The organism is Cryptosporangium minutisporangium (assembly GCF_039536245.1).
GTDB lineage: Bacteria > Actinomycetota > Actinomycetes > Mycobacteriales > Cryptosporangiaceae > Cryptosporangium > Cryptosporangium minutisporangium.
Genome location: NZ_BAAAYN010000060.1, coordinates 2,701 through 15,504, shown reverse-complemented (window position 1 = coordinate 15,504; position 12,804 = coordinate 2,701). Strand labels below are relative to the sequence as shown.

Below are 12,804 nucleotides of genomic sequence, written 5' to 3'. Positions count from 1 at the left end.
CTGGGTAAGGCGTGACAACGATTACCTACGCTCCGCTCGCCCTCTGGTCCTCCCCTCCCAACGCTCCGCATCGGACCGGCGGCCGAATCCGTGACAACGATTACCTACCGCGAGAGGCGGTGTTGCCCCCATGCTGATCGCGAACCCCAACCTGGCTCTCGACCGGCTGGTCACGCTCGCGGAGATCGTGCCCGGCGCCGTGATGCGGTCCCGCCGGACCGAACTGTCGGCGGGCGGCAAGGGCGTCAACGTCGCGCGCGTGCTGCGCGCGCACGGCGTCCGCGTTCCGCTGCTGGGTCTGCTCTGCTCCGGCGACGGCGCGCTGCTCGCCGGCCTGCTGGCCGAGGAGGGGGCAGACCTCGTCGCGGTGCCGACGCCCGGCACGGTCCGGCAGGCGCTGGTGTTCCGCGAGGCGGCGGCCGGACGCATCACGGTCGTCAACGAACCCGGCGATCCGGTGCCCCCCGCCGCCTGGCACGCCTATCTCGACGCGGCGGCCGCGCGGCTGGGTCCGGGGGAGCTGCTCACCGCGTCCGGCAGCCTGCCGACCGGCGTGCCGGCCTCCGGCTACCGGCAGCTGGTCGAGCTGGCCCACCGCGGCGACGCCGTCGTCGTGCTGGACGCCGCCCCGGGGGCGCTCGCGGCTGCGCTGCCCGCCGGTCCGGACCTGGTGGCCCCCAACCTGGAGGAGGCCGAGGCCGCCCTGTCCGGCGCATCGGACGACGTCCGGCCGGTCCCGGACGGCTCCGACGTCCGGGACCGCGCATGCGCCGCAGCCCAGGCCCTGGTCGACGCCGGGGCGCGCCGCGCCGCGGTCACCGCGGGCGCCGCCGGAACCGCGTTCGCCACGCGAGAGTCCCTCGACTGGATCCCCACCGTGCCGGTGACCGTGGTCAGCGCCGTCGGCGCCGGGGACTCGTTCGTCGGTGGCCTCGCCCTGGAACTCCTGGCTCGCGAGGGAGCGGCGCACGCCGGGCGGGACGACTGGCGGGCCGCCGTCGTGCGCGGCGTGGCCACCGCCACCGCGTCCTGCGAGACCCCACTCGCCGGTGGGGTGGACCCTGCGCGCGCCGAGGCACTGCGCGGCAAGATCGAGGCACTCTCGGCGAAAGTGGGTGCCCGGTGACTCCTCGGCAGACGGTGAAGACGCAGGTTCGGCTGAAGGACGTCGCGGAGATGGCCGCCACCAGCACCAAGACCGCCTCGCGTGTGATCAACGGCGACCCCCGCGTGGCCGACGAGACCCGCGCCCGGATCCTCGCCGCCGTTCGCGAACTCGGTTACCGGCCCGACCCGACCGCCCGGTCGCTGCGCAAGGGCACCGACGACACGCTCGGCATCGTCGTCGACTCGATCGCCGACCCGTTCTTCGCCAGCGTCACCGGCACGATCGAGCGGCTGGCGATCGCGCGCGGCCTGCGGGTGATGATCGCCAGCACCGGGCGCGACCCACGGATCGAGAGCACGGTGGTCAACGACCTGCTCGCGCGCCGCGTCGCCGGGCTGATCATCGCGCCCACCGCCACCGACCACTCCTACCTGCGGCACGCGCCCTGCCCGGTGCTGTTCGTCGACCGCCGCCCGGAGGGTCTCGACGGCGAGACCGTGCTGGTCGACGACAACGCCGGGGCGCGTCAGGCCGTGGCGCACCTGGCCGCGCAGGGACACCGGCGGGTGGGTTTCGTCGGCGGCAAGATGGACGTCGCGACCACCCGCAACCGGCTGGCCGGGTACCGCGACCAGATCGCGGCGTCCGCGCTCGACGCCGACGAGAGCCTCGTCCGGGCCGCCCGCAACACCGCCGACGAGGGCCGCGCGGCCACGACCGAGCTGCTGGCGCTGCCGGAGCCGCCGACCGCCATCTTCTCGTCGAACACTCGCTGCTCGCTCGGGGTCGTCGCGGCCCTGCACGCCTGCAAGCGCACCGACGTCGCGCTGGTGTGCTTCGGTGACTTCGCGCTCGCCGACGTGCTGGCGCCCGGCGTCACGGTCATCGACCACGACCCGCAGGCGATCGGCGTGCTGGCCGCCGAGACGATGTTCGAGCGGCTGGCCGGTGCGCCCGCCGTCGACCTGGAGCGCACGCTGCCGCTGCGGCTGGTGATGCGGGGCTCCGGCGAGCAACCTCCGGCGGGACGGACATGAGCGCCACCGGACTCTTGCTCGGCGTCGACCTCGGTACCTCCGACACGAAGGTCCTCGTCTTACGGGCGGACGGCAGCCGGATCGGCACCTGGCGGCGGCCCACGGTCTGGCGTCGACTACCCGGACAGCGGGTCGAGACCGAAGCGCAGACACTGCTCGACGGTGTGCTCGCGGTCATCGGCGATGCGCTGACCGCACTCGGACCGGAGCGACCCTCGGTCGCGGCGCTGGGCCTGACCGGGCTGGCCGAGTCCGGTGTCGTCGTGGACGCCGCCGGACGGCCGCGGGGGCCGGTGATCGCGTGGCACGATCCCCGCGGCGCCGACCAACTGGCCCGGGTACCGGACGCGTTCCGCGACGCGTTCAGTGTCACCACCGGGTTGCCGTTCCATCAGCAGTGGACGGTGGCGAAGCTGCTCTGGGCTGTCGAGCACGGGCTCGAACTGGTGCCGGGCAGCCGCTGGCTGAACGTCCCCGAGTACGTGGCGTTCGCACTCGGCGCGCACCCGGTGTCCGAGCCGTCGCTGGCCTCCCGCACCGGCCTGCTCGACCTGGACACGGGGACGACGTGGAGCGCGGCGCTCGACCTGCTGGGTGTCGCCCCGGCGTTCGTGCCGGAGCGGCGGTACGCGGGTCAGCCCGCCGGCGTCGTGCGCGGCGACGCGGCACCGGCGGCGTTACGCGGAGCGACGATCAGCGTGGCCGGCCACGACCACCCGGTCGCGGCGTTCGGCGCCGGTGCGGTCGGCAGCGACGACCTGTTCAACTCGTGCGGGACCGCGGACACGCTGCTCCGGGCGATCCCCCGGGTCGTGACCCTGGCCGAGCGGCGACTGCTGACCGGGGCGAACGTCGAGGTCGGCCGGCACATCCTGCCCGGTACGACGCTGGTCAACGCGCCGTCGCGGGCCGGGCTGGTGCTGCGCCGGGTACTGCTGGCGCTCGGTGCGTCCGGTCCGGACGCGACCGCCCGGCTGGACGCGGGGTGGGCCGACGCCGATCCGTCCCGCGCGGTCGTCACCGGGAGCGACATCGAGGCCGACGACGTCGTGATCGCCGTGCGCGAAGGGGCGACACCGGCGGATGTCTGGGCCGCCGCGCTGCGCCACACCGCCGGTCACACCGCGGACCTCCTCGCCCGGGTCGCGCCGGTCGCGGGCGAGTACGGGCGAGCGGTCGCGGCCGGGGGCTGGCTCCGGCTCGCGGGGATCCGGGCGAGCAAGAGCGCGATCCTGCCCGGACTCCGGTTCAGCACGCTCGACCAGCCCGGCGCGTTCGGTGCGGCGGTGCTCGCGGCGTGGGCGGCGGCCGGCAACCCCGGCACGGTCGCCGACTTCGCCGCCGCGCTGCGCTCCGCCGACGCGGCCGGGCCGCGGACCCCGGGCCGCACCGCGAACGGCGCCGGACCGCACCGTGCGGCAGCTCCGGCGAACGGCGTCGCGTCGCACCCCGCCAACGGCGTCGGGTCGCACCCTGCGGGGGCTCCGGCGAACGCCGCCGGAATGCACCACTCGAAGTCCGTCCTCAGCTCCTAGACCTCGGTCCGCCGTTCCACCGCCGCACCGGCGGGCCGCCTAGGTAATCGATTACCTAACCCTCCTTCCCTCGAAGAGTCCGACGAAAGGGACCTCATGACGACCGACTCGGTCACCGCCACCTCCGACGCCGACCGGCGGCTCGCCGCTGAGTCCAACGGGCGGCTCGCCGCTGAGTCCAACGGGCGGCTCGCCGCTGAGTCCAACCGGCGGTTCACCGCTGAGTCCAACCGGCGGTTCACCGCACTGGACGACATCGCCGACGCGGACGGCGTCTTTTCGATCATCGCGATGGACCAGCGCAACACGCTGCGCCGGATGTTCACCGCGGTCGGCGTCGACGCGACACCGGAGGACATGAACCGCGCCAAGGTCGACGTTGCCGCCGCCCTCACACCGCTGGCCAGCGGCATCCTGCTCGATCCGACGATCGGCGTCCCCGCCGTGAACGCCGCGAATGCGCTCGCCCCACGCTGCGGCCTGCTGATCGCGGCCGAGCCGGAGAAGCGTCCCACCTGGAACGGTGAGCCGCGCGCGGCCCGCGACCCGGAGCAGAACGGCCGGTGGGTGCAGGAGCTGGGCGGCGACGCCGTCAAGTTCCTCATCCAGTACCGCCCGCACCGCAGCCGCACCCTCGGCGAGCCCGACCTCGAGGCCGAGGCGCTCGACGTCGTCCGCCAGGTCGTTGCGGACTGCTCCGCGGCGGGCATCCCGTCCGTCGTCGAGAATCTCATCTACGCGCAGCCGGGGGAGGACCTGACCGCGCGGCAGCGCGAAGACCTGATCGTCGAGTCGGCCCGCACCCTCGACGCGCTCGGGCCCGACCTGCTCAAGCTGGAGTACCCGGGGTCCGCGGCGGGCTGCCGCCGGATCGCGGAGGCGCTGACCGGCCCGTGGGCCGTGCTCTCCGCGGGCGTCGCGTTCGAGGAGTTCCAGGAGGTCCTGGCGATCTCCTGCGACGAAGGCGGCGCCTCCGGCTTCATCGCCGGGCGTTCGGTCTGGAAGGAAGCGATCGGTATGGACGCCGCCGAGCGCGAGCGGTTCTTCGCGGACACGGCCCGGCCGCGGCTGGAGAAGTGCCTGACCGCGGTCGCGGGCCGGGCCCGTTCGTGGCGGGAGGTGGCGCGCCACTGACGGCGCCCCGCGGGATCCTGATCCGGCGAGGCGCCCGGGCGCGCCACTAGCGCAGGGGCTCCGTGCTCCACGTCGACGGCTGCTCGTTCGTGCCGGCCGGCCGTAGCGTCCCGGCGGTCCGCAGGCACTCGGCGCGCACCGCATCGACCGATCCACTCTTCTGCGTCCGGCAGTGCACCTCCACCACGTCCGGGCCGAAGCGCTGCCACACCACGAGGTACTCGCCCTCGGTCCGCACGTTCGCGTCACGCCCGCCGACCGTGACGTTGGGCGGGTAGTTGGTCGCGTACCGCGCGGGGATCCAGGTGACGTTGATGCTTCGGACAGGTCCGGTCCCCGGTCCGAACTGGAACCTGGCCTCGTACCCTCCGCCCGCCCACTCGACGACGGAGTGGCTGGCGAGCGGAAGCCCGGCAGGGCGGACCATCGTGAACGGCATCGCCACCGACCGCCGGGTGCCGGGCCGCAGGCTCTCCGCGACGCGAGCGGCGACCCGCTCCGCGTCCGGTACACCCTTGACCAGGAGCACGGCCGTGGCGCCCGGCGCCCACTCCCAGCGGAGCCAACCGCCGCCGTTGCCGGCCCCCGTCACCCAGGTGGAGGGCGCTCCGTTGACGTCCGGTCCTGGCCGGGCCCCCGGCAGCCCGGGGTCGAGGACGGACCGTCCACCGCGCAGCAGGAGCTCGACATCCACCTCGACCTCGACCCCGCTCCGGTCGGCGGCGCGGAAGCCTTCGGACCTGCGGGACACCCCGTGGGACTCCACGGTGGCGCCGTCCGGGAGCCAGCCCGGCGCCAGCCGGGTGAACAATGGCTCGAACGCGGCCGGGGCCACCACGGTGGTCGGTGGTACCCCGGTCGTCGCCACGCCGGTCGGCGCCACCGCGGTCGGGGCTGGGGTTCCCGGACCGCTCACGGTCGGCATCGGCCTCTCCCCGGTGCTGCGGAGCACGCCGATCGCGCCGAACACGACGACGAGCACGGCCGCGGCCGCGGCGAGCGGGAGCAGCCGGCGACGGCGCGGCGCTTCCTCCTCGTAGGTCGCGGCGAGGACGCGCGATCGCAGGGCGGTGTGGGCACCGGGCGGCAGGTCGCGGGAGGGCGGGGGAAGATCGGTCATCGCTGGGTCCTCGTCTCCGTGTCGGCCGAGCGGTGCGTGCCGGCGGGCGTTTCCGTGCCGACCGGCTTCTCCGTGCCGACCGGCTTCTCCGTGCCGCGGGGGGTCTCGGCGCCCCGTGAATCGGCGAACATCGCGCTGAGGCGTGCCCGGGCGCGGCTGATCCGGGACCGGACGCCGGTCTCGGAGATGCCGAGCACCGCGGCGGCGTCGGCGTACGAGACCTCCGACCAGACGCAGAGCGCCAGCGCCTCGCGCTCGGCCCGCGGCAGCTTCTGGGCAGCGGCCAGGAGGACCGCCATCCGGCGTTCGTCGTCGACGCGGCCGGCGATGTCGTCGGCGTGGTCGGGAACGGCTGCCGGGGGCCCGGCCCGCTGCACCAGCGCGACCTGGCGGCGTAACGATCGGTGCTCGGTGCGCACGGTGTTGGTCGCCACGGTCAACAACCACGGCAGCGCTGACGCCCTGGTCAGCGTGGTATCGCTCCGGTGGCGCCAGGCGGACAGGAACGTCGCCGCGGTGGCGTCCTCGGCCATCGCCCAGTTCCCGGACAGCCGGAAGCAGTGGTTGTAGACCGCCCGGGCGTGCCGGTCGAAGAGCACTCCGAACGCGTCCCGGTCGCCACCGGCCGCGGCCGCCCAGAGTTGGCGGTCGTCGGGTGGATCAGTAGTCGTCACATCTTCCTGAGACCGGCACCGGCCGGTGTGTTGCAGGGTCCGCGCCATCGTGGACGTCGGTCCGACGGTGCATCGTCGCATCGGCGTCCGCCCGGGCCGCCACCGCGTCGGGTGTGGCCTCCGCGGTCGAGCGGCGGCGGAACGGGAACCACCAGTTCGCCGGGCCGGCCAGCGTCATCAAGGCGGGCACCAGGACCGTCCGGATGATCGTCGCGTCCACCAGGATCGCCAGCGCGGTGCCGACCCCGATCATCTGCAGGTACATCACCTCGCCGGTCGCGTAGAGCGCGAACGACACGGCGAGGATGGCCGCGGCCGCGGTGACCAGCGGCGCGCTCCGCTCCAACCCTTCCAGCACCGCGCGCCGGTTGTCCCCGGTCGCCCGGTACCGCTCGACGATCCGGGACAGCAGGAACACCTCGTAATCCATCGACAGCCCGTACGCGACGCAGAACATCAGGATCGGGAACGCCGGGTCGAGCGTCCCGATCGGCGTGAAGCCGAGCACGTCCGCGAATGCGCCGTTCTGGAACACGAACACCAGCGCGCCGAACATCGTCGCGAGGCTCAGCAGGTTGAGCACGGTGGCCTTCAGCGGGAGCAGCAGGCTCCGGGTCGCGACGGTCAGCAGCAGGAACGTGATGCCCAGGATCAGCAGCCCGACCAGCGGTACCCGATCGGCCAGCGCGGCCCGGAAATCGGTGAGCTCGGCCGGGTACCCGCCCACCAGCAGGTCGTCGCCGAACGGGGTGGGCACGGCGCGGATCCGGTCGAGGAACCCGGGAACGTCGATCCCGGCCAGCACCTCGCGCGTCGGGACGGCCTCCAGTCGGACGCCGTCCGCGCTCACCAGCCGCTCGGCGCGGATCGCCGGCCGCACCCGTTGGCCCTCGGCGAAGACACCCGCCGTGGAGTTGACCTGCGCGACGCCCGGCACCGTCGAGAGCGCTGCGGCGTACCGCTCGACCGCCGCCGGTGACGTGTCCCGGCCGTCCGGCGCGATCAGGTGGACCGCGTCGTTGGCCTCGGTGGCGAACGCAGCGCGCAGCGCGTCGTACGTCTGCCGGGTGGAGGCGGTCGGTGGCAGCACCCGGTCGTCCGGAAGCCCGATGCGGAGGCCCGCCGCGGGCGCCGCCAGCGTGCCGGCGATCAGCAACCCGACCAGCGAGAAGAGCAGTGGGCGGCGCATCACCGCGGAGCCGGCGCGGTGCCAGAAGCCCGTCGCCGGACGGGCGGCCGGGCGCGGCGCGCGACTCAGCGCGCGGTGGCCCAGCACGGCCAGCGCCGCCGGCAGCAGGACCAGCGCGCCGAGCAGCGCCGACAGCACCACGAAGACCCCGGCGTAACCGAACGATCGCAGGAACGGGTAGGGCAGGGCCAGCAGCGCGGCGAGCGACGTGGCGACGGTCAGGCCACTGACGACGACCGTGCGCCCGGCGGTACGCAGCATCGTGAGGACGGCGTCCGGCACGGTGGCGCCGCCGGTGAGCTCCTCGCGGAAGCGGGCGATCAGGAACAGCGAGTAGTCGACGCCGAGACCGATGCCCATCACCAGCGTGATGTTCGCGGCGAACGTCGAGATCTCGACCAGGCCGGTGAGTAGCCGGAGCGCGGCGAGCGTCGTGATCACCGCGAACAGTCCGATCCCGAGCGTCAGCAGCGCCAGCCGGACGCGCCGGTAGAGGACGACGAGCAGGAGCAGCATCAGCGGCACGATGAGCAGCTCCGCGCGCACGAAATCACGCGCGGCCTGCTCGCTCACCTGCGCCGACACCGCCTCCGACCCGGCCACGGCGACGTCGATCGCACCCGGTGTCCGGCCCTCGGACGTGCGGGTGAAGTCCGGCAGCAGCGTCTCCCGGATGTGTTCCCGGGTCGTGGTCGCGTCCCCGGTCACCCAGGCGAGCACCACCGCCTGCCGCCCGTCGCGGCCACGCATCGTCGGATCGCGCTCCTGGGACCAGTACGACCACACGTCGCCGATCTGCGGATTCGCGTCGAGTTCCCTGGTCAGCGCGGCGCCCGCCGCCGCGACGTCCGGATCGTCGACCGTGCCGTCGCGGGCCGTGACCAGCAGGATGAGGTTGGCGTTGCCGGTGGCGAAGTCGCGGGCGAGGACCTCCTCGGCGCGGACCGATTCGCTGCCCGGAGCCTCCCAGCGGCTCAGCACGAACGCGTTCATCGCGCCGGCGGCCACCAGGCCGAGCACGAGGGTGAGTGCGACGCCCGTCCACAGTGCGGCGACGCGGTGGCGAACGAGGATAGAACCGACTGCGGGCATGCGGAACCGCCCCTCCGACGGGGTAGATTTACGAGTGGTCGCTCGTAAAAAAGTACGAGCGACCACTCGTAAAAGTCAAGGGAGGGGTGCGCGTGGTTCGACGCCAGGCGCGTGGTCAACAGCGGATCGCCGACATCCTGGACGCCGCGCTCGCGCTCTTCGCCGAGGTGGGCTACGCGGCCGCGTCGACCAACGCGATCGCCGCCAGGGCCGGCATCTCGCCCGGTTCGCTCTACCAGTTCTTCCGCAACAAGGAGGAGATCGCGCACGCGCTGTCGGAGCGGCTGGTCGAGGCGCTCCGGGCCGCGCACGCCGACGCGTTCGGCGACCGGGACGTCGTCGAGCTACCGCTCGAGGAGCTCGTCGAGCGGATGACCGCGCCCCTGATCGCGTTCAACGTCGGGAACCCGGGTGCGAAGACGCTGTTCGGCAACACCGACATGCCCGCCGCGCTGGCGGCGGCCACGCGCCCCCTGCACGAGGCCGTCACCGGCCGGGTTGCTGCCGTGCTCGCGGCGCGGTCGCCACGGCTGTCCGACGTGGAGGCCGCGCGCTACGCCACCGTCGCCGTGCAGATCGTGCGGGCGCTGATGGGCCCGATCGTCGCCGCGTCGGGGAGCGAACGGGACGCGCTGATCGGCGAGCTGCGCCGGGCGCTCGTGGGCTACCTGGCCCCGATCGAGGCGGGCGCGTAGAGGTAGTACCGGGGTTGATCGTCGGGAAGACCCCCTCGCGGGAAGTGGTCTTCCCGACGATCCGTAGGACTCAGGCTCGCGCCTCGATCACCAGGTTGAAGGGGGTGGTGGCGGCGACGCGGGTCCGGGTGAAGCCGGCCTCGCGGAACGTCGCGAGCAGCCGCTCCGGGCCCGCCTGGGCGCCCAGTGCTGCGGCCCCCGGCTGCGCGAGGCTGTTCGGGACGCACACCAGCGCGCTGGACGCGTACCAGGTCAGCCCCACCGGGTTCAGGTTCTCCTCCAGCGCGTCACCGGCGAACGGCTCGACCGCCATCACGACGCCGCCCGGCGCCAGCGACGCGCGGGCCTGCCGCAGTGCGCCGGCCGGGTCCCCCAGATCGTGCAGCGCGTCGAAGTAGCAGACGAGGTCCCACTCGCCCTCGACCGGGTCGGTCGTCGTCTCCGGGTCGGATGCGCCCGCGTGCGCCTCCCGGAACGTGACCCGCTCCGCGAGACCGGCCCGGGCAGCGGCGCCTCGCGCCCGGCGGATCGACTCGGCGTCCGCGTCGACGCCGGTGAACACCGAGGCGGGGAACGCCTCGGCCAGCAACAGAGTCGCGGTTCCGAGCCCGCAGCCGACGTCGAGCACCCGGGCACCGGCCCGCAGCCGCTCGGCGACGCCGTCCAGCGCCGGCAGCCACTCCTGCAGCAGGTAGCCGGTGTAGAACGGACGGAAGTTCCGCTCGACCGCAGTGGTCAGCCGGGGGTCCTGGTCGTGCCAGCCGATGCCCGCGCCGGTGGCGAAGGCGTGGGCGAGCCGGTCGGACGACGCCCAGGCGGCGGCGATGAACTCGAACACCCCGGCCAGCGCGGCCGGCGAGTCGTCGTCCGCCAGCACCGCGGCGTACTCGGCGGGCAGCGTGAACGCCCGGGTGACCGGGTCGTACTCCAGATACCCGGCGGCGGCCTGCGCGGCCAGCCACTCGCGGAGGTACCGCTCGGCGAGCCCGGTGCGCTCGGCGAGCTCGGTGCTGGTCGCCCGTGGGACCGCCGCCAGCGCCCGCCACAGACCCAGCCGGTCCCCGAGGTACGCGAGGACCGCGTTGGCCGCTAGTGCCCCGTCGCCGGAGACCTTCTGCGCGAACGCCTGGACGCGCTCCAGGTCGATGGCGGCGGGCTCGGTCGTCGTCGTCATGATGTGCCTTTCCGGCTCGATCAACAGGTCCCGACGACGGTCGCGGGCTCGGGTGTCACGGCGGTGGCACGGCGGTGCCGCGGCCGGTGACACCGCGGTGACACCGGCACGGTTCACGCTCCCGGCATGGATACCTCGCTGACCTCGCTGACCTCCACCACGTCGCCGCTGGACGCCGACGGCGTCGCCGCGCTCGGCACCACGCTCTGCGTCTGGGCCCATCCGGACGACGAGTCGTACCTGAGCGCGGGGCTGCTGTCCGCGCTGCAGACGGCCGGGCGCCGCACCGCCGTGGTGACCGCCACGCTGGGCGAGGCCGGGCTGGCCGGCCCGGCACCCCGGTCCGGTTTCGCCGACCTTCCGCCGCCGTCCCGAGCCGACGAGCTGGCCGCCGCGCTCCGGCAGCTCGGCGTCGCCGAGCACCACCAGCTCGGCTTCGCGGACGGCGGGTGCGCCGACGTCGCGCTGAGCACCGGCGCGGCGGCCGTCCGCCGCGCAGTGGCCGCGACCCGGCCGGACACCGTCGTCACGTTCGGCCTGGACGGGTTCACCGGCCACCCGGACCACATCGCGGTCGGCCTCTGGACCCGCCGTGCGCTGCGGGATCTGGGCTGGCGCGGACGGCTGCTGCACCCGGTGCTGACCGCCACGGACCGGGCCGCGGGACGCGACATCGCCGACCTCTTCGGCGTCTACACGCTCGGGGAGCCGCGGATCTGCGAGCCGGGGGAACTCGCCGTGCGGTTGGAGCTCTCCGGCGGCCTGCTGGACCGTAAGCTCGGCGCGCTGCGCGCGCACGCCAGCCAGACCGCTGTTCTGGTCGATGTCCTCGGTGTCGAGCGGTATGCGGACTGGGTCGGCGTCGAGAGCTTCGCGGACGCCGCGCTGCACGCCTGAGCGGATGCGGGCAGCGGAACCCCGGCTGCTCGGCGCCGGTCCGGAGGAACACCGGCTGGGCGAGCCCGGGCCGGGCGGGCGTGGGCGTCCTGCGGAGCGGCCGGTCGATAGGGCACAGTGGTGGGTAGATGCACGGGCCGAACGGCCAGGGGGCGGAGTGGTTCCGGTTCGGATCGAGGTGCTCGGGCCGCTGCGCCTGTTCGTCGACGGCGCGCCGGTCGACGTGCCGGGACACCGTCGCCGCGCGGTGCTGGCGCTGCTCGCGCTGGCTGCCGGGCGGACCGTCAGCACCGAGGCGCTGGTGGACACGCTGTGGCCGACCGACCCGCCGGAGACCGGGCGTCGTGCCGTGCACAGCCACCTTTCCCGGCTCCGCCGGCATCTCGGTCCGGCCGCCGGACGGCTGGAGCGCGCCGGTGCGGGATACGCGCTGCGGGTCGGTCCGGACGACGTCGACGCGGCGCGCCTGCGGGCCGCGGCCCGGCACTCGGCGGCCGCACTCGCCAGCGACCCGGCGGCGGCCGTCGTGACCGCCACGGCGGCGGTGGCGCTCTGGCGGGGAGACGCGCTCGCCGAGTTCGCGGACGTCCCGGCGCTCGCCGCCGAAGCGACCGGGCTGCGCGAGGTCTTCCTCCAGGTCCGGGACGACGCGCTGGAGGCACGGCTGGCGACCGGCGACGGGACGGTGACCGCCGACGCCACCGCGGCCGCCGCCGAGGAGCCGCTGCGGGAGCGGACCACGGTGCTGCTCCTCCGCGCGCTCGCGGGTGAGGGACGCGCCGGGGACGCGCTCGCGGCCGGTGCGGCGTTCCGGCGGCGGATCGTCGAGGAGACCGGCTTGGACGCGGGTCCGGCGGTGGCGGTGCTCGAGCAGCGCATCGCGGCCGGAGCCCTGGCGGCGCCGCCCCGGCCCGCAGCCGCTGCCGGGGCGCCCGCGGCTACGGCCCCCGCCGCCTCGGCTGCTACGGCCCCGGCCCCCGCCGCCTCGGCGTCCGACGCCTCCCGCCGCCCGGGGACCGTCGCGCGACCCGCCGGTCCGCTGATCGGCCGGGATCGGGACGCCGCCGAGCTCCGTCGGCTCCTGCGCACCCAACGCCTCGTCACGGTCGCCGGGCCGGGCGGCGCCGGCAAGACCCGGCTGTCACTCGG

11 protein-coding genes are annotated in these 12,804 nt (G+C 74.6%); 7 read left to right on the top strand and 4 right to left on the bottom strand.

Features of this window, described 5'->3' with window-relative positions; all coding sequences use genetic code 11:
* Positions 1-130: 130 nt before the first annotated feature.
* The 4 genes from ABEB28_RS37300 (at position 131) to ABEB28_RS37285 (ending at position 4,814) form a co-directional block, all read left to right on the top strand.
* Complete coding sequence (locus ABEB28_RS37300; protein ID WP_345733010.1) at positions 131-1,126, top strand: 1-phosphofructokinase family hexose kinase; 996 nt, start codon at positions 131-133, stop codon at positions 1,124-1,126.
* Positions 1,123-2,145 carry a LacI family DNA-binding transcriptional regulator gene (locus ABEB28_RS37295; RefSeq protein ID WP_345733009.1) on the top strand — a complete coding sequence of 341 codons (1,023 nt, stop codon included), beginning with the start codon at positions 1,123-1,125 and terminating at the stop codon, positions 2,143-2,145. Before ABEB28_RS37300 ends, ABEB28_RS37295 begins: the two co-directional genes overlap by 4 nt.
* On the top strand, positions 2,142-3,680 hold the full coding sequence (locus ABEB28_RS37290) for an FGGY-family carbohydrate kinase (RefSeq protein ID WP_345733008.1): 1,539 nt from the start codon (positions 2,142-2,144) through the stop codon (positions 3,678-3,680). Before ABEB28_RS37295 ends, ABEB28_RS37290 begins: the two co-directional genes overlap by 4 nt.
* A 96-nt stretch (positions 3,681-3,776) precedes the next feature.
* A complete protein-coding gene (locus ABEB28_RS37285; protein WP_345733007.1) occupies positions 3,777-4,814 on the top strand; it encodes a hypothetical protein in 1,038 nt (345 codons plus the stop codon).
* Between the two features lie 46 nt (positions 4,815-4,860).
* Here the strand turns inward: ABEB28_RS37285 and ABEB28_RS37280 are convergent, their stop codons facing one another.
* From ABEB28_RS37280 to ABEB28_RS37270, 3 genes are read right to left on the bottom strand one after another with little or no spacing between them, the layout of a single operon-like run.
* Positions 4,861-5,934 carry a hypothetical protein gene (locus tag ABEB28_RS37280; RefSeq protein WP_345733006.1) on the bottom strand — a complete coding sequence of 358 codons (1,074 nt, stop codon included), beginning with the start codon at positions 5,932-5,934 and terminating at the stop codon, positions 4,861-4,863.
* Positions 5,931-6,608 carry an RNA polymerase sigma factor gene (locus ABEB28_RS37275; protein WP_376982048.1) on the bottom strand — a complete coding sequence of 226 codons (678 nt, stop codon included), beginning with the start codon at positions 6,606-6,608 and terminating at the stop codon, positions 5,931-5,933. Before ABEB28_RS37275 ends, ABEB28_RS37280 begins: the two co-directional genes overlap by 4 nt.
* Positions 6,595-8,889, bottom strand: a complete 2,295-nt coding sequence (locus tag ABEB28_RS37270; protein ID WP_345733005.1) for an MMPL family transporter — start codon at positions 8,887-8,889, stop codon at positions 6,595-6,597. Before ABEB28_RS37270 ends, ABEB28_RS37275 begins: the two co-directional genes overlap by 14 nt.
* Before the next feature lie 92 nt (positions 8,890-8,981).
* Here ABEB28_RS37270 and ABEB28_RS37265 point away from each other — a divergent pair, with 92 nt between their 5' ends.
* Positions 8,982-9,584, top strand: a complete 603-nt coding sequence (locus ABEB28_RS37265; RefSeq protein ID WP_345733004.1) for a TetR/AcrR family transcriptional regulator — start codon at positions 8,982-8,984, stop codon at positions 9,582-9,584.
* 70 nt (positions 9,585-9,654) lie between these two features.
* Here the strand turns inward: ABEB28_RS37265 and ABEB28_RS37260 are convergent, their stop codons facing one another.
* Positions 9,655-10,758 carry a class I SAM-dependent methyltransferase gene (locus ABEB28_RS37260; protein WP_345733003.1) on the bottom strand — a complete coding sequence of 368 codons (1,104 nt, stop codon included), beginning with the start codon at positions 10,756-10,758 and terminating at the stop codon, positions 9,655-9,657.
* A 126-nt stretch (positions 10,759-10,884) separates the two neighbouring features.
* On the opposite strand from ABEB28_RS37260, the gene ABEB28_RS37255 reads away from it, so the two are divergent.
* The gene (locus tag ABEB28_RS37255; protein WP_345733002.1) at positions 10,885-11,655 is read left to right on the top strand and encodes a PIG-L deacetylase family protein; all 771 of its coding nucleotides are present in this window, start codon (positions 10,885-10,887) and stop codon (positions 11,653-11,655) included.
* Between the two features lie 157 nt (positions 11,656-11,812).
* Positions 11,813-12,804: AfsR/SARP family transcriptional regulator (locus tag ABEB28_RS37250; RefSeq protein WP_345733001.1), on the top strand; the 992-nt coding region annotated here is incomplete at its 3' end.